Genomic DNA, 21,542 nt, shown 5'->3' with positions numbered 1-21,542 from the left:
ATCCTGTCATTATACGGATAACGCGGTGAAAATGGTCGAAAAGGTCGTCTGAAACATTTTCAGACGACCTTTTGCCTTTATCCGTCAAACCGCTGCTGCTTCAGGTTTGGCTTTGTTTTTCTTGAATTTCAACACGGCTTCTTCTTTTGCCGCATCCCAGTCTATCCGTACGAAGCCGCCGTCGGTGAGTTTGCCGAACAGGAGTTCGTCGGCGAGCGGTTTGCGGATTTTTTCCTGAATCAGGCGGTGCATCGGGCGCGCGCCCATTTGCGGGTCGAACCCTTTTTCCGCCAGATATTTGCGCAATGCCGGTGTGAATTCGGCTTCGACTTTTTTGTCGAGGAGTTGGTGTTCGAGCTGGAGCAGGAATTTGTCCACGATTTTGGCGATAATGGGTTCGGACAAGGGCGCAAACGGGATAATCGCGTCCAAGCGGTTGCGGAACTCGGGTGTGAAGAGTTTGTTGATCGCCTGCATTTCGTCGCCGCGTTCGCGCTTGGCGGTAAAGCCGAGGCTGGGGCGGCTGAGGCTTTCCGCGCCTGCGTTGGTGGTCATGATCAAGATGACGTTACGGAAATCGGCACTCTTGCCGTTGTTGTCGGTCAGTTTGCCTGCGTCCATGACTTGAAGGAGGACGTTGAAAATGTCGGGGTGGGCTTTTTCGATTTCGTCTAAGAGCAACACGCAGTGCGGATGTTTGTTGGCGGCTTCGGTCAAAAGGCCGCCCTGGTCAAAGCCGACGTAGCCCGGCGGCGCGCCGATAAGGCGTGATACGGCGTGTGGCTCCATGTATTCGGACATGTCGAAACGTTGCAGCGGTACGCCCATCGAGTAGGCAAGTTGTTTGGCGACTTCGGTTTTGCCGACGCCGGTCGGGCCGGAGAAGAGGAAGCTGCCTATGGGTTTGTCGGGCAGGGCGAGGCCGGAGCGCGACATTTTGACGGCGGCAACCAGCGCGTCGATGGCGTTTTCCTGACCGTAAACCATGTTTTTCAAATCGCGGCCGAGGAATTGCAGCACTTGTTTGTCGTCGTGCGACACGGTTTTTTCGGGAATCCGCGCGACTTTGGCGATGACGGTTTCGATTTGCGCTTTGCCGATGACTTTTTTCTGTTTGGATTTGGGCAGAATCCTTTGCGCCGCGCCTGCCTCATCCATCACGTCGATGGCTTTGTCAGGCAGGAAACGTTCGTTGATGTAACGCGCGGAGAGTTCGGCGGCGGCTTCGAGTGCGCCTTGCGTGTAGCGCACTTGGTGGAAGCCTTCGAACATCGGTTTCAAACCGCGCAGGATTTGCACGGTTTCGGCGACGGTGGGTTCGACCACGTCGATTTTTTGGAAGCGGCGGCTTAAGGCGTGGTCTTTGTCGAAAATGGTGCGGTATTCGTCGTAGGTGGTCGCGCCGATGCAGCGCAGCGAGCCTTTTGCCAGCGCGGGTTTGAGCAGGTTGGACGCATCCATCGTGCCGCCGCTGGTGCTGCCTGCGCCGATGATGGTGTGGATTTCGTCGATGAACAAGATGGCGTGCGGGATTTTTTCGAGCTGTTTCAAGACGGATTTGACACGCGCTTCAAAGTCGCCGCGGTATTTTGTACCCGCCAAAAGCGAACCCATATCCAGCGCGTACACTTCCGCTTCTTTGAGCGCATCGGGAATATCGCCGTTGACGATTTGATGCGCCAGCCCTTCCGCCAGCGCGGTTTTGCCCACGCCAGCTTCGCCGACTAAAAGCGGATTGTTTTTGCGGCGGCGGCACAGGATTTGCACCAGCCGTTCCATTTCGTGTTTTCTGCCGATTAAGGGGTCGATGCGGCCGGCTTTGACTTCGGCGTTGAGGTTGACAGTGTAGTCAGACAACGAGCCGCTTTTGGACTCGACGGGGTCGTCTGAATCATTGTCGGGGTCGTCTGAAAAGCTTTTGTGTTCATCGTCTTCGGTTGCACCGTGGGCAATGCAACGCAAAACTTCAAAACGTGTAACCGATTGCAGCTTGAGGAAATAAACGGCGTGGCTGTCGGTTTCGCTCATCAGCGCCACCAAAACGTCCAAAGGCTCGACCAAGCCTTTGCCTGCGGATTGAGTATGCACCATCGCCCGTTGAATGACGCGTTGGAAGCCGAGCGTGGGCTGGGTTTCGACCGTGTCTAAAAGGTGGTCGGGAATCTGCGGGGTATTTTCGGCAACGCTGGCGGCGAGTTGTTCGGACACCACTTTTAAATCCGCGCCGCAGAGCTTGAGGACGTTGGGGACGGAGGCATCTTCTTCGATTAACACCAAAAGCAGATGCTCGAGGCTGATAAATTCATAATGAGCCTTACGCGCCTCGCGGTAAAGCTGTTGCAAAATCTGTTCCAATTCGGGTGAAAGCATATTAAATCTCCTCGACAATACATTGCAGCGGATGCCCTTCGGCTTTTGCCCGCTGCATGACTTGTTGTTGTTTGGTTTGGGCGATGTCCCGTGTGTAAGTGCCGCACAAGCCTTTGCCTTCGTGATGAACCAAGAGCATTACCGCCACCGCCTGCTCCTGTCCGAGCATAAAGATTTCGGTCAGGATTTCGACGACAAATTCCATCGTGGTGTAATCGTCGTTCAGCAAAAATACTCCATAACGTTTCGGCGAGGCGGTTTTTTGGTCGCTTAAAAGAGTATCGGATTCGTGATGTGTGTTTGGGTTGTTCATAAATATTTTGGCTTTGTGGAAGAGGGTTTGTTTTCAGACGACCTTGTGGAAGGTTTGATACTAAATGAATCTATAAATAAAGTGATTATAAGGCTTATTTCGATTTCTGTTGTATTTTGGTCGGTTTCCGCCATTTTCGCACTTTTTCCCTTGTATGGCTTGACGTTTTGGCTTAACAAATGTAAAAAGACGGTTAAGCAGAAGCCGGCACTCGACCAAGTATATAAAGCTAGGGAGAAACGCTGAACGTTTAAGTTTGCTGTATGCCTTATTTTGCTGATTTTGTTAATTTTTAAGTATAGGAAGTTTCTAATGGCAACCGGTATCGTAAAATGGTTTAACGACGCTAAAGGTTTTGGTTTCATCACTCCTGACGAAGGCGGCGAAGATCTGTTCGCTCACTTCTCAGCGATCAACATGGAAGGTTTCAAAACCCTGAAAGAAGGCCAACGCGTGTCTTTCGACGTAACCACCGGCCCTAAAGGCAAACAAGCTGCTAACATTCAGGCTGCTTAATTAAACGTGCGGCTTATGCCGTAGAATAATGGCGGGATTGATTCCCCGCCATTTTTTATTGTCTATGAGAAACGGAATCCATATGGCAGAAGACAAACAAAACGCCGCCTACGCAAACGCCCTGCGGCAGTTGGACGAACTCATCGCGCATCTGCGCAGCAGCGGGGAAGTCAGCTGCGCAGTGGCGGAACAAGAAGACCTGATGCTGATACGGCTTGCCGATTTGAAAATCGATTTGAGGCCGAATGATGAAAAGGCGATAGCGGATATTGACCGGTTTTACCGCCGCCATTTGGGGGGGCAAGTAAAAACAGTTTCAGGTTTTGGGAAATAAAAAATAAAACGGCACACCTTGGCGTGCCGTTTATTTTCGAGATTAAGGTTTAAGGTTGCTTGCCAGCAGCCATTCTTGAGCCTTTGTGGCATCATCGAAATATTTGGGGTGTTGGTTGGTCAAGAGGCTGGAGAGACGCGCGCCGAGTTTGATCCAGATGTCGTCTGTAATGACGGCAACCCGGCCAAAGTCGTTTTCGTGTTGATTGAGGAATTTTATTTGTTCTACCGCCATATCGATGGTGAAGTCTTTCAGCATGGACAAATCTAAGAGTATGTCGGGCAGGTGGATTTTTTGTTTGCTTTCCAACAGGGCGGATTCGAGTTGGCGGAAGTCGTCCAGCGTAAACTCATTGTACAACGCTACATTCAAACCATAAGACTGCTCTCGGATGGAAATCATCATGCTCTCCTTGTTTGAGGACGTTAATGTCCGGAAAACCATTTTTTAATCGCAACCGGCCGGATACCGCTCAATACGCCGCTTGCTACAATAATAATCATACCAAAGGTTTCCTGCCAAGTAACGCTATCTCCTAAAAACATTACGCCTGACAATGCGGAGAAAACGACAGTCAGGTAGGACAGTGAAGCGACAGTGAATTTGTTGCCGACTTTATAAGCGCGGGTCATGCAGAGTTGGGCGATGGTTGCGGACAGCCCGATACCTGCCAAGTAGGGTAATGTCTCGGCAGACAAGGAATGCCAGCCGGTCAGCGTCGCCCAAACCGCCGACATGGCGACGCCGGTTACCGACAGGTAAAAAACGACCCGCCAGCCCGGTTCGCCAAGCAGGGACAACTCGCGTACCTGCAAATACGCCCAGCCCGACATCGCTCCGCCAGCCAAGCCTGCCAATGCGGCAATTTCTTGTCCGCCTTTGAACGAAGGGTTTAGCAGTAGGATGACACCGATGAAGCCGAATACCAATATTGCCTGCGTATAAAATGCAATCCGTTCTTTTAAAATCAAAAATGAAAACACGGCCAAAAAAATCGAGGAGGTGTAGCTTAAGGTTACGCCTGTTGCCAGCGGCAGGTGGGTAACGGCATAAAACAGGCACAACATCGCCGCTGTGCCGATGACGCTGCGGTTGAGGTGGATTTTCCAATACCGTGTGGCAAATGTGTCTCCCCTCATTTTCGCTATGGTGGCGAGCATGATGGCTGCAAAGCTCATGCGCCAGAAAACCAATTCGCCGCTGTTGAAGCCAAATTTTCCCGCTGCCGCTTTGATGCAGAGGTTCATGACGGTAAAACCGAGTGTGGCGATGATAATCCATGCGGAACCGAGCGGATCCTTAGTCGCGGTTTGGTTCATTTTGATATTAACGGATAGTTAGGGCGTTCATTATAATGATGTAGGGGTCTTTGGGGAATAAATATTAAAAAAGGTCGTCTGAAAAGCATATCTTGTTTTCAGGCGACCTTTTGACGGATTAAAGAACATAGAAATAAATACAGAGAAACTGTGCTATGCTGCCGCCTAGGACGAATAGGTGCCAGATGCCGTGCCCGTGTTTGATTTTGGCATCGTTAACAAACCAATAAATGCCTGCGCTGTATAAAATACCGCCCAACGCTAGCCAAAACAGTCCGGCAAAGGGAAGGGTGCGTACCAATGGCGATACGGCAACCAAAATCAGCCAACCCATAATGACGTAAATCATCATGGAGAACAGCCGTTTTTCGCTTTTCCTGCCGATAGTCAGTTCTTGAATAATGCCGAAGAGTGCCAAGCCCCAGGATACGCCGAACAATGACCACCCCCAACCGCCTTTAAGGGGTATCAGCGTAAACGGGGTATAGCTGCCCGCAATCAGTAGGTAAATCATGCAGTGGTCCACTTTTTGCAAAATCGCCTTAATTTTGGGCTGGGGAATGCTGTGGTAAAGTGTGGAGCCAAGATAGAGCAGGATTAGGCAGATGCCGTAGGTGAGTGCGGAGGCAAGTTGGTAGGGACCGTTTGCCTTGACTGTCATCAGCACTAATGCCGCCACGGCCAGCATCGAGCCTGCCAAATGGCTGTATGCATTGAAGCGTTCACCGTGATACATAAGAGTAGTTCTCATTTCTTTAGGTGTAGAAAGTGTACGCGAAAGGCAAAGGCGGGGCTAGGATAAAAGGATAAAGATAAGTTAAGGTCGTCTGAAAAAACAAATCTTGGTTACAGACGGCCTTTTGTTTTTTAAGGCTAGGTTGAATAATGATATTGATATGTTTCAATATAAAATAAAAAACTAAAGCCTTGCTGTATTAGCAAGGCTTTAATCAAAAACTGGCACGCCCACGGGGAATCGAACCCCGGTTACCGCCGTGAAAGGGCGATGTCCTAACCGCTAGACGATGGGCGCGGATAAATAAATTTTGTTTGGCGCACCCGGAGCGATTCGAACGCCCGACCCTCTGGTTCGTAGCCAGATACTCTATCCAACTGAGCTACGGGTGCGCTGTAAGAAAGATTGGGATTATAGGGAGGGGGGGGAATTCTGTCAAGGGTGTTGTTGGAAAATAAACAGGGAAAGTGTAAAATGCGCGGCTATTGATTGAATTTACAGGAAAATAAAATGGAGAGCGTTTCTCGCTGGCCGTTGTTGAAGAAGGCATTTGCCCGTTTCGGGAGGCCTGTGGTTGTGGTGGATTTGGAAACTACCGGCGGGAATCTGTATCAAGACAGGGTAACGGAAGTTGCTTTATTGCGTTTCGACGGGCAAAGCGTATGCTGTTATGAATGGCTGGTGAATCCGTGTAAGCCGATTCCTGAATTTGTCGCGCAACTGACGGGTATCAGCGATGAGATGGTGAGAACGGCTCCGTTGTTTGCGGAAATTGCTTTACAGTTGTTGCCGCTTTTACGGGGAGCCGTGGTGGTGGCGCATAACAGCCGTTTCGACTATACCTTCCTGCGCCATGAGTTTCGCCGTGCCGGTATTGATTTTGCTGCGCCTGCTTTGTGTACCGTCCAGTTGTCGCGCCGCCTTTATCCTGAGTTTTACAAACACAATTTGGACAGCATTATCGAACGGAACGCAATTGCAGTGGAAAACCGTCATCGTGCGATGACCGATGTCTTGGCTTTGAGCGATTATTTGGAACACAGCTTGCGCGAAAAGAATACAGAAGATTGGGATAATTACTGCCGGTCTTTGATGAATCCGAAAATGCTGCCAAATTGGGTAACGGATGTTTTGGCAGCGCAGATTTATGCGTTGCCGGACAGCGAAGGTGTGTTGGTCTGGTTTGACGCATTCGGCAAGGCGCAGGCGGTAGTTGCATTGGAGAAGGCGTATAGTGAAACGGCAGAAATGCTGCACGGTAAAAAAGTTCCGCTTTATTTGAAGGCTGCGGCTTCCGTGCGTTTTATTCCTGCGTTGGGCAGTCTGCATTCGGTGTGGCTGAAGGCTCAGGCGATGAGGGAATATGGTATCCGCCCGCCTGAACGAGTCGTTTCCAAGCCTACTGCATTTTCTACTGTTCGTTTTTCTCCCGACGAACACGGTGTTTTGCAGGCAAGGATTGTACCTTTGGATAACGGCAGCCGAGCTGTCCGCCCGTATGGGTTGTTCATCCATAAAAAAGCTGCCAAACGCGCGCTTAATAGTTGGGCGTTGGAAAACAGACTTTGTCCTGATGCCTTGAATATCCTGCCTGTTGCAAATGGAAAAGGTGTGCCGTGTCCTGTCCAAGCGGCCGGGCAATGCGACGGTGCCTGCCGTACTGAGAATGGGATAGAAGCGCAAAACGGACGTATCCGCGAATTGGCGCATTTGTTGCCCGTTGCGGATTGGGGGCGGGCGCATGAGGTGGAGATTACGGAAACGGACGGCTTATCCGGAAAAAGCATCACTTTGCGTTGTGCCGGAGGAGCGATTGCTATGCCGGACGGCGGCTGGTACTTTGATGACAGTCTGCCCGCGTTGCTGAAAATGAAATTCAGGCGGGAGCGGGAAAGCGTCAAAATTATTGCTTAATGCAATGATCGCGAAAATGGAATAAGCAGGTTTCAGAAGATCTCTGATAACCTGCTTATTTTTTAATCAGGTTTGTTTTTCTCTTGGGAATCAATATGAAGTAGGATTTATACACAGCTTGTTTACATCATTGCATGTAGAAATTGTGCATTGTTCCCGTCATTGCACGTTACAATATAGGTCGTCTGAAACCGATTGTATGCCTGATAATGAATACGCCAAAAATTATTTTTTTCGATATTGATGACACGTTATACCGAAAATATACCGATACGCTGCGCCCGTCTGTTGCTAAAGCGATGGAGGCATTGAAAGCGCGGGGTATTTTGACGGCGATTGCGACGGGGAGACCGCCGGTGGCCATTCCGGGTAAGGTTAAAACCCTGATACGCGACAGCGGTATTGATATGCTGGTTACGATTAACGGGCAATATACGACGTTTCACGGAGAGGTGTTGCAGGCTTATCCGATGATTGAAGCCGAAGTGGAGCGGATGTGTGCATTTTTTGACAGTCAGTATATTGATTATGCTTTCGTAAATGATGCCGAAATTGTCGCATCGGCTGCCGGCGAAAGGGTGAAAGAAGCCTTGTCGCACATCCTGCCTGCTTTTGAAGTGGATAAAGAATATTTCCGCAAACAATCGGTTTATCAGATGCTGGTGTTTGCAGACGATGCCCAGGAGCAGGAGATTATCGGAAAAATCCAATCCGAAGGCTTCAAATCCGTGCGTTGGCACGAGTCTGCGCTGGACATGCTGCGCCGCGAAGGTTCAAAAGCAAGAGGCATTGCACATGCAGTAGAAAAGTTGGGCATAGGCATGGAAGATGTTATGGCTTTCGGCGACAGCTTTAATGATTTGGAAATGCTCTCATCCGTAGGCTTCGGCGTGGCCATGGGGAATGGCGAGGCTGTGGCGAAGGCTGCGGCGAAATTTATTGCGCCGAGTGTAGATGAAGATGGCGTGTACAGGGCTTTGGTGGAATTGGGCGTTATTGACGGATAGAGACCTTTGCAAAAAAGCCTTTCCCCCGACAACCAAAACCCTAAACACAGGTTTTCGGCTGTTTTCGGCTGTTGGGGGAAAGGCTTTTTTGCAAAGGTCTCAGTTCGTCAAAACGGCAAAACAGGTTGAAATCAATGCGGGTGATGAGGCTGTGTTCGAGTTCGGGATCGGAGAGGCTGTGCCATTGTCCGAGCAGGACGGCTTTGAACATAGACAACAGGGGATAGGCGGGACGGCCGCGGTGGTCTCTAAGGTAACGGGTTCTTTGACGATTCAGGTATTGTTCGATCGGCTGCCAATCAATCACCTGATCCAACTTCAATAGCGGGAAGCGGTCGATGTGTTTGGCGATCATGGCTTGTGCGGTTTGCTGGAAGAAGGTGCTCATGAGAAATCCCCTAAATGTCTTGATAGGAATTTAGGGGATTTTGGGGAATTTTGCAAAGGTTCTCAACCCGCCAAAAATCCCAGACGCAAAAAAAAGCAGACCCAACAGGTCTGCTTTCAATCTTTCCGATTAATCCAAATTCAAGACGGCGGAGGTGTAAACGTCCTGCACGTCATCCAAATCTTCCAGCGCATCAATCAGTTTCTGCATTTTGACGGCGTCTTCGCCGGAGAGTTCGGTTTCGTTTTGGGCGCGCATGGTGACGTCGCCGTCAACGGATTTGTAGCCTGCGGCTTCCAATGCCGCTTTCACGCCCGCCCAATCGTTCGGAGCGGTGATGACTTCGATGGAGCCGTCGTCGTTGGCAATCACGTCTTCCGCACCAGCTTCCAGAGCGGCTTCCATCAGCGCGTCTTCGTCAACGCCGGGTTCGAACACCAGATAACCCTGATGCACGAAGTTGAACGCTACGCAGCCGTCGGTGCCCAAGTTGCCGCCGTTTTTGGTGAACGCATGACGCACGTCGGCGACGGTACGGGTTTTGTTGTCGGTCAGGCAGTCCACCATCAGCGCCGCGCCGCCGATGCCGTAGCCTTCGTAGCGCAACTCGATGTATTCCACGCCTTCCAAATTGCCCGTACCTTTGTCGATGGCGCGTTGCACGTTGTCTTTGGGCATATTGTTTTCGGCGGCTTTTTCCAAAGCCAGGCGCAGGCGCGGGTTGGCGCCGGGATCGCCGCCGCCCATGCGGGCTGCGACGGTGATTTCTTTAATTAAACGGGTAAAGATTTTGCCGCGTTTGGCATCTTGACGGGCTTTTTTATGCTGGATATTCGCCCACTTGCTATGACCTGCCATATATGGATTCCTTTCGATTTTCCGCCTTATCCGGCGGGCTCTTGCTCATTTTCAAAGGGCGCATTTTAACATAGGTTGAATATACCTAAAATATTCAGACGACCCTGCATTCTGCCTAAAAGGTCGTCTGAAAACGCCGATAGCGCCCGAAAAACTCAAAAATCTTGTCTTTGCCCAAACCTGACCCTTTTTTTTCGTTTGCCTCACAAAAGGTTTACGGTATCATGCAGGCCTGCTTCAGGATTGTTGACAACTTGGGGCGAAACGGACGAAGCTGGCCTGCTCGCCGCGCCGTCCGACACAACGGCATTCAACGGAGTAACCGCCGCCGGATGCCGTCATCTGTTCATTTTTCAATATAAGGTTTGTAATTATGGAAAAAACATTGTCTGCACTGGTGGGCGCAGTCAATCTGATTCTGTGGGACTACCTGCTGATTTACGCCCTTTTGGGCATCGGCCTGTTTTTCACACTCTATCTGGGTGCGCCGCAGATTACCAAATTTGGCGAAGGCCTCAAATCCGTTTTCGGCGGTTTGTTTTCCCAAAAAGACAAAGACGATAAATCTTTGTCGCAATTCCAGGCACTCGCCGTTGCCGTCTCCGCCCAAATCGGCACGGGCAACGTCGCCGGTGTGGCAACCGCCATTACCGCTGGCGGGCCGGGCGCGATTTTTTGGATGTGGCTTTCCGCCGTTTTGGGGATGTCCACGATTTTTGCCGAAGCCCTGCTCGCGCAAAAATACCGCGTCGTCAGCCACGGCAAATACATCGGCGGCCCCGCGTTCTACATCACGCACGGTCTGACCCCGAAAATCGGGCGCGGCTCGGCGCGTTTCTTATCGGGCTTTTTCTCCATCGCCCTGATTATCGCGCTGGGCTTCATCGGTAACGCTACGCAGGCAAACTCCATCGCCTCCTCCGTTACCATCGCCTTTAACGTACCGGCATTGGCAGTAGGCATCACCCTCGCCATCCTTGCGGGCATGATTATCGTCGGCGGCGTAAACCGCATCGCCAACATCGCCCAATTCGTCGTGCCGTTTATGGCGATTATCTATATTTTGTGTGCCGTCGTTATCCTGTTTGAATTCTCCGACCACATCGTACCGATGTTCAACCACATCTTTACCGCCGCCTTCAATCCCGAAGCCGTTTTAGGCGGCGCGGCAGGTATCGGTATGCGCGAAGCCGTCCGTTACGGCGTGGCACGCGGGCTGTTTTCCAACGAAGCGGGTATGGGTTCGACGCCGCACGCGCACGCTACCGCCGACGTGAACCACCCTGTTCAACAAGGCTTGGCGGCATTTATCGGCGTCTTCATCGACACTATCTTGGTCTGCACCGCCACCGCACTGATTATCCTCCTGACCGATGCCAATCTTTCCGGCGAACAAGGCGCGGCGGTGACCCAATTCGCCTTCAGTAAAGCCTTCCCCGGCTTCGGTTCGCAACTGCTCGCCGTCTGCCTGACCTTCTTCGCCTTCACCACCATCATCGGCTGGTACTACTTCGGCGAGTCCAACATCCGCTTCCTCTTCAGGGGAAAACACTTGGGCATCTACCGCGCGCTCGTGCTACTGGCTATCGTGTTGGGCACGCTGGGCAAAGTCGATTTGGTTTGGAGCCTGTCCGATATGTTCAACGGCTTCATGGTCATCCCCAACTTAATCGCCCTATTCCTCCTGCGCAAAGAAATCCGCGCCGTTTACGACGATTATCTGGCGCAGAAAAAAGCAGGCAAAGGCTTGTCCTACCAATATGAATTCCACGAATTCCACGACAAGGCTTAATCCTCGACTATAAAAACGACTCAGCATCATATCAAATATTAAATTTAGTTATTTTTTGTTTTTTTCTTAATATTTTTGTTCATTGCTGTTTTATCAGATATGACAATATGCGGCTGCTTTTGCAGCCGTTTTTCTTTGTATGTTCATGTTAAATAATCTTATTAGAATGCAGATCCTCAAAAACAGTTAATGAGCTTATTATTCCTGAAAGATTTTTGAAATAGCAAGAGACCTTTGCAAAAATCCCCTAAATTCCCATCAAGACATTTAGGGGATTTCCCATGAGCACCTTCTTCCAGCAAACCGCACAAGCCATGATCGCCAAACACATCGACCGCTTCCCACTATTGAAGTTGGATCAGGTGATTGATTGGCAACCGATCGAACAATACCTGAACCGTCAAAGAACCCGTTACCTTAGAGCGTGTTCATAGTCTTCGTAGCAGGACTCCCAAGAAAGCCAAAGCTACCATTTGCAGACTGGTACTCAACTTACGCTCGCAGTTTTTCCAAAGCCGCCTGTTCTTTTCCAACCAGGAAAAGCTGCGCTCTACTACCCATCGCTTCGGCAATACTGCAAAACGGTGCAATTCGTTTCGTTTGGCAATCTCTACCTCCGCACCAATCAACTCCTGTACCGACGAAGCAAATGCCTTACCCGTGTAACCACCGTCAGCAAGGATTTTTTGTATCGCACCAAGATTATCCCGCCCACGTTCCAATGCCACCAGGCAGCCTTTTCTATCCGTAACATCCGCCGTCGTTACCGCAAGGGCATGCGGCAAACCTTGCGTGTCAACCGCTATATGTCGCTTGATACCGCTAACCTTCTTGCCCGCATCGTAGCCTTTTTCCATGGCGGTATCCGTGTTCTTCACACTCTGCGCATCAATAATCAGGAAAGTAGTTGCTTCATGGCGCCCCTGCTTGCGGCGCTCCGCAACTACCTGATTTTTTTAATGCTTCCTCAAGGATGCTGATGCCACTCTCGCGTGGTTCGGTCCATCTCTGGAAGTAGGAATGCACGGTGCGCCATTTGGGGAAGTCGCCCGGCAAAGCGCGCCAGGAGCAGCCAGTGCGTTGCAGGTAGAGAATGGCACAAAAGACATCGTACAAGTCCACCTGGCGTGGCGCTGTGCGTTTACGGGCACTTTCCAGCAGGGGAAGGAGAGGCGCAAATTGCTCGCGACTGATATCGCTTGGGTAGGTTTTTCTGTTCATGCCGATAGTTTACAGCAGAGGCTGAGACAATGAACACGTTCTTAGAGACCACCGCGGCCGTCCCGCCTATCCTCTGTTGTCCATGTTCAAAGCCATTCTGCTCGGACAATGGCACAGCCTCTCCGATCCCGAACTCGAACACAGCCTCATCACCCGCATCGATTTCAACCTGTTTTGCCGTTTTGACGAACTGAGCATCCCCGATTACAGCACCTTATGCCGCTACCGCAACTGGCTGGCGCAAGACGTTGTCGAGGCCGACATACTGATTAGCGTTTCAGGCCCTTATGCCGCTACCGCAACTGGCTGGCGCAAGACGACACCCTGTCCGACTCGGTTACAAACAACATACCCGTACCGATGAGGAAGGCTATATCGAGAAACTGCACATCACTCCTGCCAATACCCATGAGTGCAACCATCTGTCCCCTTTGTTGGAAGGCATTGCCGAAGGTACGACTGTCTATGCCGACAAAGGCTACGACAGTAAGGAAAACCGGCAACATCTGAAAGAGCATCAGTTGTTAGACGGCATTATGCGCAAAGCCTGCCGCAACCGTCCGCTGACGGAAGCGCAAACCAAACGCAACCGATATTTGTCGAAGACCCGTTATGTGGTCGAACAAAGCTTTGGGACGCTGCACCGTAAATTCCGTTACGCCCGGGCAGCCTATTTTGGTCTGCTCAAAGTGAGTGCGCAAAGCCATCTGAAGGCGATGTGTTTGAACCTGTTGAAAGCGGCTAACAGGCTAAGTGTGCCTGTTGCTGCCTAAAAGGCGGTAGGATGCCCGATTAATCAGGTATCCAAGGGGAATTAAGGGGGTATTTGAGTAGCAACTGTATTTTTCACCCCGTCGGGCAAAAATACCAAAACTCAAATCAAGCCGTTCGGATACCGTTTTCGGTGATACCGTTTTCGGCAAAGTAATCACGCATCCGGGCATTCAATATCGTCAGCAGTTTGCGCATACATGCCGTAACGGCAACCTTATACGGCTTACCCTTGGACAGTAGGCGTTGGTAGAAATCCCGAATAAGCGGTTCAAAACGTGTCGCTACCACGGTAGCCATATACAGTGCCTTACGCACCGCAGACCTTCCGCCGAAGCAGCGGCTTTTGAATTTGGTTTCCCCGCTCTCCCTCGGGTGCGGGGCAATGCCGACCAAACTCGCTATCCGTTTGTGGTTCAGCCGCCCCAATTCGGGCAGCATCGCCATCAGCGTAGCCGTCGTTATCGAACCGATGCCTTTGATTTGCTCTGCCACTTGGGCTTTGCCGTCAAAATGCGTGTGGGTGTGGTCGTCGATTTGTTTGTCCAATTCGTCAATCAGCCGGTCAAAATGGGCAATCAGTTGTTTGACGCTTTCGACTTGTGTTTCGTGAACCTGATGCAGACGGTTTTTCTCGGCAGTCCGCATCTCCACCAGTTGGTTGCGGCGGTTGACCAATGCTTCCAACACTTCTTCCGCTTCGGTGGGCGGTTGGTAGAGCATGGTTTGCCAACCCTCTTTCTGCATCATCATCTGTGCGAAGAAGGCGAGCATTTGGGCATCTTTGGCATCGGTTTTGGTCAGCGACTGCGATTGGGCAAACTGATGCGTCTGACGTGGGTTGGCGATGATCACGGCTATGCCTGCGCGGTGGATGGCTTTGGCGGCGGGAATTTCGAGACCGCCGGTGATTTCCATGACGACGAGGGCGACGTTGTGTTTTTTAAGGTACTCGATGGTATGGGCGATACCTTTGGGGTTGTTGGTTTCGGTTTTGGTTTTAGACAAAGACGAAACGGCGATGACGAAGTTTCGTTTGGCGATGTCGATGCCTGCACAGTTGTATTGGGTACTCATCATAAACCTGCCTTGCATTCGGTTGTGTTGTCTGGCAACTGTCCGGTTGTGTCGATGGGTTGCCCGGCCGCTCCCTGAGCTACTCAACGGTTGTTTGCCTTGGTCAGATGCGGGTGGCGACCGGGCGGTTTGTTGCTATGATACGGGTGTTTCGATATACAAGAATCAGTGGATCTTTGAAACAAAAACAGCCGAAAATCTTTGTTTAGGTTTCGGCTGTCGGGGGAAGGGCTTTTTTGCAAAGGTCTCAGGCTGTACAGCAAAATAAATTTGTGCGGTGACTGCTTTTGCGCATAAGTAAAATTGGTATGCAACCCTCGAAATTGTTCTGCATATTTCAACAAGACCGGTAAATCCGTCATACCGAGCCCTCCTGCAAACCCCGAACTACCTCAGACGCATCCCAATCCAAAGCCCGACAGTATTTGATAAATTCAAATATATCCATCCGTCTGTCACCCGTTTCCACTTTTCCTACGAACGAATGCACTACATTCATCCGTTCCGCCAATGCACGCTGCGACAACCCCAAATCCAATCTTCTGCGGATAAGGAGTTGTCGCAAATAGGTGTGTTCGGCAGAGTGTACCGACAAACGAATATTTCTCATGCGCTCCGATTTTAGGTACAATCACGCACGCACCTGTTTTAGGTGCAAATAAGAAATATGTATAAAATGACCGTAATACCCATACACCCTGCCAACCCGTTCGATGCTATACGCCAAAACATCGCTGAAGAATATTTGAGCGAAACACAACACTACCCTTGGATTGTTACCTTTTCAGGCGGCAAGGACAGCACCCTTGTCGCCCATTTGGTGTTTGACATGCTGCTTTCGCTGCCGCCAATGCTGCGGACGCGGCAGGTGTTCTTCGTTTCCAACGACACGCTTGTGGAAAGCCCGCTAGTGGTGAAACACATGCGCCAATCTTTGGCGGAAATCCTGCGCGCCGCCGAAATTTTCAGGCTGCCCGTCAGCGGAGAAATCACCGTGCCGAAATTGCAGGACACGTTTTGGACGCTACTCATCGGCAAAGGCTACCCCACGCCCAACCGCTCGATGCGCTGGTGTACCGACCGCCTCAAAATCCAACCAACCAGCGGCTACATCCTGCAAAAGGTGAACGAAAACGGCAAAGCTATCATCGTGCTGGGCGTGCGCAAAGACGAATCCGCCACCCGCAAGGCCAGTATCGAAAGCCACAAGAATCTGGAAAACAGCAACCTGACCCCGCACGGCGATTTGAAGAACGCGCTGGTGTACCGACCGATTGCCGATTTGAGTACCGACGACGTGTGGGAATTCCTTGCGGCCAATGACCCGCCCTGGGGCGGCACGCACAACGGTTTAATCAAGCTCTACCGCGAAGCCGCCGGCGGCGAATGTCCGATTGTGCTGTCGCAGGAAGAAGCCCCCGGTTGCGGCACCAATTCCAGCCGCTTCGGCTGCTGGACGTGCACGGTGGTCAATAAGGACAGAAGCCTGCAGGGCTTTGTGGACGCGGGGAAAACCGAATTCACACCGTTAATCGAATACCGCGACTGGCTGGTGGACATCCGCAACAAACCCGAATACCGCCAGGCCGAACGGCGCAACGGAAAACTCACGTTCAAAGGCGGCAAACACATCCCCGGCCCGTTCACCATCGCGGCGCGGCAGGAAATGCTGGCGAAGCTGCTAAAAGTGCAGGCTGCTTTCGGCGAAGAACTGATTTCGCAGGACGAAATCGACCTAATCAAGCGAATTTGGACGGAAGATCTGATTAACACTTACTCAAGGAATAAAAATGAAGACGGAAACACGGGAACAGGTGGCTGATTTGCTGCTGTGGAGTGATGAAAATGCCAGAAACCTGATGGAGAAAATCGCTGCCGAACATGGTGTATCGCCCGATGCGCTGGCCGATTTGGCGGCATGGGAGCGCGAGCAACAGGAACGGATCCGCAAACGCGGCATGACCGAAGTATTCGATGAAGTTTTTGAAAACAGGAAATATTGGGGCTGAATATGTGGATACATTCAATCAGGCTGCTTAATTTCAAATCCTACCAAGAAGCGACCTTCTCCTTTCCCGAACCGAAAAACGGGCAGAACATTGTTTTAATCGGCGCGATGAACGGGCACGGCAAAACCACTTTGTTGGAAGCGGTTTACCTGTGCCTGTATGACGCGGATGCGGTCAGCCATTTGCAGCGGGCCGGCTTGAACAGCAAAGATGTCAATTACCCGAATTTCCTGCAGGCTGCCCTGCATCACAAAGCAGCGCCGCAATACGGCCGATACCGCATCGAGCTGGAAATTGAAATCCGCCAACGGCGGCAAGGTAAGATTTGCGGCCTGAAAATCCGCCGGAAATGGCATTTCAATGAGAAAAGGCAATTTGAACGCGAAAGCACCGAAACGCGGGCAGACGTGCTGGTTGACGACCGCTACCTGCCTGTCGATTTAGCCGAATTGGACAAATATCTCAACACTTACGCCCTGCCGTTCGATTATGCGCCGTTTTTCTTTTTCGACGGCGAAAAAATCGTGCAGGCTGCAGAACGCAGCGGCACGGGTATGTGGCTCAATACCGCCTTGAAAGGCCTGTTGGGCGTAACCCTGCTGACGCGGCTTGCAGACAGCCTTGGCGATTACCGCAAACGCTGCATTTCCGAAAACGCGGGCAAAAAGATGCAGGAAGATTTGGACAAAGCCGAAAGCGCATTGACTTCTGCCCAAGTGCAATATGATGTATTCCGTGAAGAATGGGAAAAAGTACAACAGGAATGGGCGCATTGGGATGCGGAAAGAAGCAGGCTGCAACAGCAGATCGGCGGCGGCAGCGACATCCGCACTTCGCAGGATTTGCTGATGCAGCGGGAACGGCTGGAGAAGGAAATGGACGATTTCAATGCGAAGGTCAAGGCGGCGGTTAAAGCCATGCCGCTGGCCTTCCTGCCTTCAGACGGCCTGAACGCGCTAAAAATCAAACTCGAACGAGAAGCCAACCGCCTGCACCATGAAGCCGGCAGGGAGCAGATTGCGGGACGGGTAAACGATTTTTGGAGCGCGTTTGTCGGCAGCGGCAAAGTCAAAGAAGTATTGGGGCGTTCGGCTTGCGCCATTTTGGAAGACCCGCTGATGAAGGAAGCTGTAGCCGAATGCTGGAACGAATTATTTTACCCGTTGCCTGAAAATTGCGCCGAAACTATCGAGCACAACTATCTCTCGAAAAACGCCCATGCTGAAATCCAAAACGAAATCAGCCGCATACAGGGTATGCCACAAGGAAGGATAGGCAGCCTGCTGGCCGATATCGAACAGCGGCGGAGCGAACAAAAACAAGTCTTGGAAGAATTGGAGCTGCTCAAAGGCAGCAACAAAGACGAACTGGTGGAACAGCTCAAACAGGCGAACAAGCAGGCCGATATACTGAAAGAACGTTCGGGCAGCCTGAAAAGCAACGTGTTGGAAAAAGAAAAAGAATGCCGGCGCAAAAAGGATGAAGTCAGCAAACTGCAAGACAAAATCAGCGACAGCAACCCGCTGATGGTGAAGTCGCGCCGTGCGGGACAGGTAGAAAAAGTTATTGCCGCATTGACCGATGCTCTAATGCGGCAAAAGGCGGGTGAAATCGGTGAAACCGCCACCCGCATCAACCGCACCATTGCACACGATGACCGCATCCACAAAATCAGCATCGAAGCCGACGGAAGGATGGGGCTTTACGGCCGCGACGGCAGGGAAGCGCAGGTCGATTTGTCGGCCGGACAAATGCAAATTCTGATTATGTCGCTGGTGTCGGCATTGGCGGAAGTTACCCACTATCCTGCCCCCTTTGTCATCGATACCCCTTTGGCACGTTTGGATGAGGGCCACCGAGAAGGTTTGTTCAAGCATTGGAGTAGGCTGGAACAGCAGGTGATTTTGTTGTCGCAGGACACCGAAATCACCCCCGAAGTGTACCGCCGTCTCGACCCGCATATCGGCCGCACCTATCTGGTGGAAGCCGAATCGCTGGACAGCGCGGGCGCATGTTCACGTGTAACTACCGATGTTTATTTCGAATAATTAAAGGAACAATACATGTATCTGCTGCCAGACAACCGCCAGTGGGATTCCGACTATTTCCATACCCTGATTAGCGACAAACACATTATTTCCAGCAGCGAAGCCAAAGCCATACGCGAAAAACTCACCCACGCAGGTGCGTTGCCGCATCTGGACAACAACTACGAGTGGGCGGTACTCTGTATCGGCTATTGCTTTGCCAAAGGCTGGGCTCGCCAGCCGGAAAATTTGACTGCCGCCCCCGATACCAAAGGCATCGACATCCCTTCTTTCCAAACCTGCTTTCAAGACCATTCGCGGCTTTGGCTTGCCCTGTTGAGCGAAACCCTGTTCCACATCAGGCAAGGGAAACCGGCGGGAAAAGATGATTTGTACAAACTAATTGCCGACCTGTGGCATACCGGCGCGCTTGGTTTGCATGCGTTTTGGGAACGTTGCAGACAATTCAAACCCGATGACGATTTGGCACAACGGCAGGCCTTTTTGAACGAATTGGCCGAATTGGCCGTTAAAAACAGCAGCGGACGGCACAGCATGGGGAAAAATTCTTTTTCAGACGGCCTTCATGCAGAAAATGTCGGGACACTCAATGCAGCCTGCACCAAACTCAAAACCGCACTGGACAAAACAGTCGGGAAAGGCGGTACGATACAGCCCGAATACGGCGGCGTGCGCTACGACTGCCTGCGCGTACAGTTCGACCGCTATGTGGATTTGGAAAAATACCACAGCCAAATCTGCTCCGAATTGGGCATCGGGGATGACGAAATGCGCTGCGGACGCATACGCGGCGAAGCCAACACTTGGCACATCAACATCCTGCGTTCACAAGATACCTGGCGGCAATATGGACAAGATGAGTTTCAGACTGCCTTGCAGCAATACCGTGCATCGGCACGGCGATTCAAACTGCCAGTGTGTATCGGCTTGGACGAACGCGGCGAACCCGTGTTTCAAGATTTCGCCACCGCGCCGCATGTGATGGTGGGTGGGGAAACGGGGGCGGGGAAATCGGTACTGGTGCGCTCGATGCTGGCTTCCCTGTTCGAACTCGCCCCGCAGGATGAAACGGAAATCGCTGTGTGTTATTGCAAAGTTTCTGCGGATTTTGCCGCCTTCAAAGACCGTCCGAATTTATGGCAGGGGCACATAGTCAGCGATGCGGAAGAAGCTGCTGAAATATTGTCGTCTTTTGCTGATGAGATGGATAAACGATACCGTCTGATGGACGAATACGGTGCGAAGGATATTGCAGAAGTCCCGCAGCCCGCCCGCCCGAAATATATTGTTATCGTGATTGACGAACTGGCCGACCTTATCGATGTCAGCAGCGAGGCAGAAGGGCATTTGGTGCGGCTGGCACAAAAAGCGCGTTCCGCAGGAATGTATCTGCTGTTAGCAACGCAACGCCCCGATGCGAAAACACTCAGCGGCCGCCTGCGCGACAACCTGCCGACCAAAATCGCGCTGAAAACAGGCAAACGCCAGTCTTCAGAGATTATCTTGAGCGAGCGTGGTGCCGAAAACCTGACGGCCAAAGGCGATCACCTGGTCAAATGGAACAATGAAGCAGCACGTTTTCTGCACGGGTATAATGTATAATTTATTCAACCATCCTTTGCATAGTCTAACAGGCCGTCTGAAAACTTTGAACCGCACCCCAAAAGTTGGACATCCCCCCAACTCACAAGGTGCAGTTTTTTATGACCAAATGAGACCTTTGCAAAATTCCCCAAAATCCCCTAAATTCCCATCAAGACATTTAGGGGATTTTCCATGAGCACCTTCTTCCAGCAAACCGCACAAGCCATGATCGCCAAACACATCGACCGCTTCCCATTATTGAAGTTGGATCAGGTGATTGATTGGCAACTGATCGAACAATACCTGAATCGTCAAAGAACCCGTTACCTTAGAGACCACCGCGGCCGTCCCGCCTATCCCCTGTTGTCCATGTTCAAAGCCGTCCTGCTCGGACAATGGCACAGCCTCTCCGATCCCGAACTCGAACACAGCCTCATCACCCGCATCGATTTCAACCTGTTTTGCCGTTTTGACGAACTGAGCATCCCCGATTACAGCACCTTATGCCGCTACCGCAACTGGCTGGCGCAAGACGACACCCTGTCCGAATTGCTGGAACTGATTAACCGACAACTGGCCGAAAAAAACCTAAAAGTAGAGAAGGCATCCGCCGCCGTCATTGATGCCACCATTATTCAGACTGCCGGCAGCAAACAGCGTCAAGCCATAGAAGTCGATGAAGAAGGACAAGTCAGCGGTCAAACCACACCGAGTAAGGACAAAGATGCCCGCTGGACAAAGAAAAACGGTCTCTACAAACTCGGTTACAAACAACATACCCGTACCGATGAGGAAGGCTATATCGAGAAACTGCACATCACCCCCGCCAATACCCATGAGTGCAACCACCTGTTGCCTTTGTTGGAGGGCATTGCCGAAGATACGACCGTCTATGCCGATAAAGGCTACGACAGTGCGGAAAACCGACAACATCTGAAAGAACATCGGTTGCTGGACGGCATTATGCGCAAAGCCCACCGCAACCGTCCGCTGACGGAAGCGCAAACCAAACGCAACCGATATTTGTCGAAGACCCGTTATGTGGTCGAACAAAGCTTCGGTACGCTGCACCGTAAATTCCGCTACGCCCGGGCAGCCTATTTTGGTCTGCTCAAAGTGAGTGCGCAAAGCCATCTGAAGGCGATGTGTTTAAACCTGTTGAAAGCGGCTAACAGGCTAAGTGTGCCTGTTGCCGCCTAAAAGGCGGCCCGGATGCCTGATTATCGGGTATCCGGGGAGGATTAAGGGGGTATTTGGGTAGAATCAGTGGATATTTGAAACAAAA

The 21,542-nt window shown here is 51.4% G+C and carries 23 protein-coding genes, 2 tRNA genes and 3 pseudogenes; 14 read left to right on the top strand and 14 right to left on the bottom strand.

Going from position 1 to position 21,542, the window contains the following annotated elements:
• Nucleotides 1–84: 84 nt before the first annotated feature.
• Together clpA and NM96_06810 are read right to left on the bottom strand one after the other, a co-directional pair.
• Nucleotides 85–2,370: an ATP-dependent Clp protease ATP-binding subunit ClpA gene (clpA, locus tag NM96_06815; protein AVR79073.1), complete on the bottom strand. Its 2,286-nt coding sequence runs from the start codon at nt 2,368–2,370 to the stop codon at nt 85–87.
• Between the two features lies 1 nt (nt 2,371).
• Entirely contained in the window at nt 2,372–2,683 is a 312-nt protein-coding gene (locus NM96_06810) for an ATP-dependent Clp protease adapter ClpS (protein ID AVR79072.1), read from the bottom strand.
• On the opposite strand from NM96_06810, the gene NM96_06805 reads away from it, so the two are divergent.
• The 3 genes from NM96_06805 (at nt 2,663) to NM96_06795 (ending at nt 3,533) form a co-directional block, all read left to right on the top strand.
• Nucleotides 2,663–2,929: a hypothetical protein gene (locus NM96_06805; protein ID AVR79071.1), complete on the top strand. Its 267-nt coding sequence runs from the start codon at nt 2,663–2,665 to the stop codon at nt 2,927–2,929. The two genes, NM96_06810 and NM96_06805, sit on opposite strands and share 21 nt — an antisense overlap.
• Nucleotides 2,930–2,995: 66 nt before the next feature.
• Entirely contained in the window at nt 2,996–3,199 is a 204-nt protein-coding gene (locus NM96_06800) for a cold-shock protein (protein ID AVR79070.1), read from the top strand.
• An 82-nt stretch (nt 3,200–3,281) separates the two neighbouring features.
• Complete coding sequence (locus NM96_06795) at nt 3,282–3,533, top strand: branched-chain amino acid ABC transporter (protein AVR79069.1); 252 nt, start codon at nt 3,282–3,284, stop codon at nt 3,531–3,533.
• A gap of 42 nt (nt 3,534–3,575) precedes the next feature.
• Here the strand turns inward: NM96_06795 and NM96_06790 are convergent, their stop codons facing one another.
• The 5 genes from NM96_06790 to NM96_06770 all read right to left on the bottom strand — a co-directional run bounded on the left by NM96_06790 (nt 3,576) and on the right by NM96_06770 (nt 5,980).
• Nucleotides 3,576–3,935 (bottom strand): STAS/SEC14 domain-containing protein, encoded by a 360-nt coding sequence (locus tag NM96_06790; protein ID AVR79068.1) that lies wholly within the window; start codon nt 3,933–3,935, stop codon nt 3,576–3,578.
• 23 nt (nt 3,936–3,958) lie between these two features.
• Nucleotides 3,959–4,852 (bottom strand): EamA family transporter, encoded by an 894-nt coding sequence (locus NM96_06785; protein ID AVR79067.1) that lies wholly within the window; start codon nt 4,850–4,852, stop codon nt 3,959–3,961.
• A 118-nt stretch (nt 4,853–4,970) separates the two neighbouring features.
• Complete coding sequence (locus NM96_06780; protein AVR79066.1) at nt 4,971–5,588, bottom strand: hemolysin III; 618 nt, start codon at nt 5,586–5,588, stop codon at nt 4,971–4,973.
• A gap of 222 nt (nt 5,589–5,810) precedes the next feature.
• Nucleotides 5,811–5,885: transfer RNA gene (locus tag NM96_06775), tRNA-Glu, on the bottom strand.
• An 18-nt stretch (nt 5,886–5,903) separates the two neighbouring features.
• Nucleotides 5,904–5,980 (bottom strand) — tRNA-Arg (locus tag NM96_06770).
• Nucleotides 5,981–6,098: 118 nt separating this feature from the next.
• On the opposite strand from NM96_06770, the gene NM96_06765 reads away from it, so the two are divergent.
• Both NM96_06765 and NM96_06760 read left to right on the top strand, forming a co-directional pair.
• The gene (locus tag NM96_06765) at nt 6,099–7,502 is read left to right on the top strand and encodes a DNA polymerase III subunit epsilon (GenBank protein ID AVR79065.1); all 1,404 of its coding nucleotides are present in this window, start codon (nt 6,099–6,101) and stop codon (nt 7,500–7,502) included.
• 209 nt (nt 7,503–7,711) lie between these two features.
• Nucleotides 7,712–8,509, top strand: coding sequence for a Cof-type HAD-IIB family hydrolase (locus tag NM96_06760; GenBank protein AVR79064.1), 798 nt, complete (start codon nt 7,712–7,714; stop codon nt 8,507–8,509).
• A gap of 100 nt (nt 8,510–8,609) precedes the next feature.
• Here the strand turns inward: NM96_06760 and NM96_06755 are convergent.
• Both NM96_06755 and NM96_06750 read right to left on the bottom strand, forming a co-directional pair.
• Nucleotides 8,610–8,897, bottom strand: a pseudogene (locus tag NM96_06755) (IS5/IS1182 family transposase).
• 129 nt (nt 8,898–9,026) lie between these two features.
• Nucleotides 9,027–9,755, bottom strand: coding sequence for a YebC/PmpR family DNA-binding transcriptional regulator (locus tag NM96_06750; protein ID AVR79063.1), 729 nt, complete (start codon nt 9,753–9,755; stop codon nt 9,027–9,029).
• A gap of 373 nt (nt 9,756–10,128) precedes the next feature.
• On the opposite strand from NM96_06750, the gene NM96_06745 reads away from it, so the two are divergent.
• Both NM96_06745 and NM96_06740 read left to right on the top strand, forming a co-directional pair.
• Nucleotides 10,129–11,547, top strand: coding sequence for a sodium:alanine symporter family protein (locus NM96_06745; GenBank protein AVR79062.1), 1,419 nt, complete (start codon nt 10,129–10,131; stop codon nt 11,545–11,547).
• Between the two features lie 281 nt (nt 11,548–11,828).
• Nucleotides 11,829–11,969, top strand: a pseudogene (locus NM96_06740) (IS5/IS1182 family transposase).
• 6 nt (nt 11,970–11,975) lie between these two features.
• On the opposite strand, the gene NM96_06735 reads toward NM96_06740, so the two are convergent.
• Nucleotides 11,976–12,768, bottom strand: a protein-coding gene (locus tag NM96_06735; protein ID AVR79061.1) for an IS5 family transposase whose coding sequence is annotated in 2 segments (ribosomal slippage) — nt 11,976–12,504 and nt 12,503–12,768 — 795 coding nt in all. Because the reading frame shifts where the segments join, the coding sequence is not laid out codon by codon here.
• Between the two features lie 40 nt (nt 12,769–12,808).
• Between NM96_06735 and NM96_06730 the strand changes: the two are divergent.
• Nucleotides 12,809–13,541, top strand: a pseudogene (locus NM96_06730) (IS5/IS1182 family transposase).
• On the opposite strand, the gene NM96_06725 reads toward NM96_06730, so the two are convergent.
• The 4 genes from NM96_06725 to NM96_06710 form a co-directional block, all read right to left on the bottom strand.
• Entirely contained in the window at nt 13,518–13,712 is a 195-nt protein-coding gene (locus NM96_06725; protein ID AVR79060.1) for a hypothetical protein, read from the bottom strand. The pseudogene NM96_06730 and the gene NM96_06725 overlap by 24 nt on opposite strands.
• Complete coding sequence (locus NM96_06720; protein ID AVR80293.1) at nt 13,648–14,616, bottom strand: IS110 family transposase; 969 nt, start codon at nt 14,614–14,616, stop codon at nt 13,648–13,650. The genes NM96_06725 and NM96_06720 overlap by 65 nt, the downstream gene beginning before the upstream one ends.
• Before the next feature lie 83 nt (nt 14,617–14,699).
• Entirely contained in the window at nt 14,700–14,978 is a 279-nt protein-coding gene (locus tag NM96_06715; protein ID AVR79059.1) for a hypothetical protein, read from the bottom strand.
• Nucleotides 14,975–15,226, bottom strand: a complete 252-nt coding sequence (locus NM96_06710) for an XRE family transcriptional regulator (GenBank protein ID AVR79058.1) — start codon at nt 15,224–15,226, stop codon at nt 14,975–14,977. The genes NM96_06715 and NM96_06710 overlap by 4 nt, the downstream gene beginning before the upstream one ends.
• Nucleotides 15,227–15,292: 66 nt before the next feature.
• Between NM96_06710 and dndC the strand changes: the two genes are divergently transcribed.
• The 6 genes from dndC to NM96_06680 are packed head-to-tail and all read left to right on the top strand — an operon-like array spanning nt 15,293 to nt 21,457.
• A complete protein-coding gene (gene dndC, locus NM96_06705) occupies nt 15,293–16,438 on the top strand; it encodes a DNA phosphorothioation system sulfurtransferase DndC (GenBank protein ID AVR80292.1) in 1,146 nt (381 codons plus the stop codon).
• The gene (locus NM96_06700; GenBank protein AVR79057.1) at nt 16,407–16,625 is read left to right on the top strand and encodes a hypothetical protein; all 219 of its coding nucleotides are present in this window, start codon (nt 16,407–16,409) and stop codon (nt 16,623–16,625) included. Before dndC ends, NM96_06700 begins: the two co-directional genes overlap by 32 nt.
• A 2-nt stretch (nt 16,626–16,627) precedes the next feature.
• Nucleotides 16,628–18,673 (top strand): DNA sulfur modification protein DndD, encoded by a 2,046-nt coding sequence (dndD, locus tag NM96_06695; protein ID AVR79056.1) that lies wholly within the window; start codon nt 16,628–16,630, stop codon nt 18,671–18,673.
• A 15-nt stretch (nt 18,674–18,688) separates the two neighbouring features.
• Nucleotides 18,689–20,275, top strand: a complete 1,587-nt coding sequence (locus NM96_06690; GenBank protein AVR79055.1) for a cell division protein FtsK — start codon at nt 18,689–18,691, stop codon at nt 20,273–20,275.
• On the top strand, nt 20,268–20,453 hold the full coding sequence (locus tag NM96_06685; protein ID AVR79054.1) for a hypothetical protein: 186 nt from the start codon (nt 20,268–20,270) through the stop codon (nt 20,451–20,453). Before NM96_06690 ends, NM96_06685 begins: the two co-directional genes overlap by 8 nt.
• Nucleotides 20,450–21,457, top strand: a complete 1,008-nt coding sequence (locus NM96_06680) for an IS5/IS1182 family transposase (GenBank protein ID AVR79053.1) — start codon at nt 20,450–20,452, stop codon at nt 21,455–21,457. Before NM96_06685 ends, NM96_06680 begins: the two co-directional genes overlap by 4 nt.
• Nucleotides 21,458–21,542: the final 85 nt, after the last annotated feature.

The sequence above is a fragment of the Neisseria mucosa genome, assembly GCA_003028315.1.
Lineage (GTDB): Bacteria > Pseudomonadota > Gammaproteobacteria > Burkholderiales > Neisseriaceae > Neisseria > Neisseria mucosa.
The sequence above is the reverse complement of the archived record's forward strand: the minus strand, read 5'-3'. Positions and strand labels throughout refer to the sequence as shown.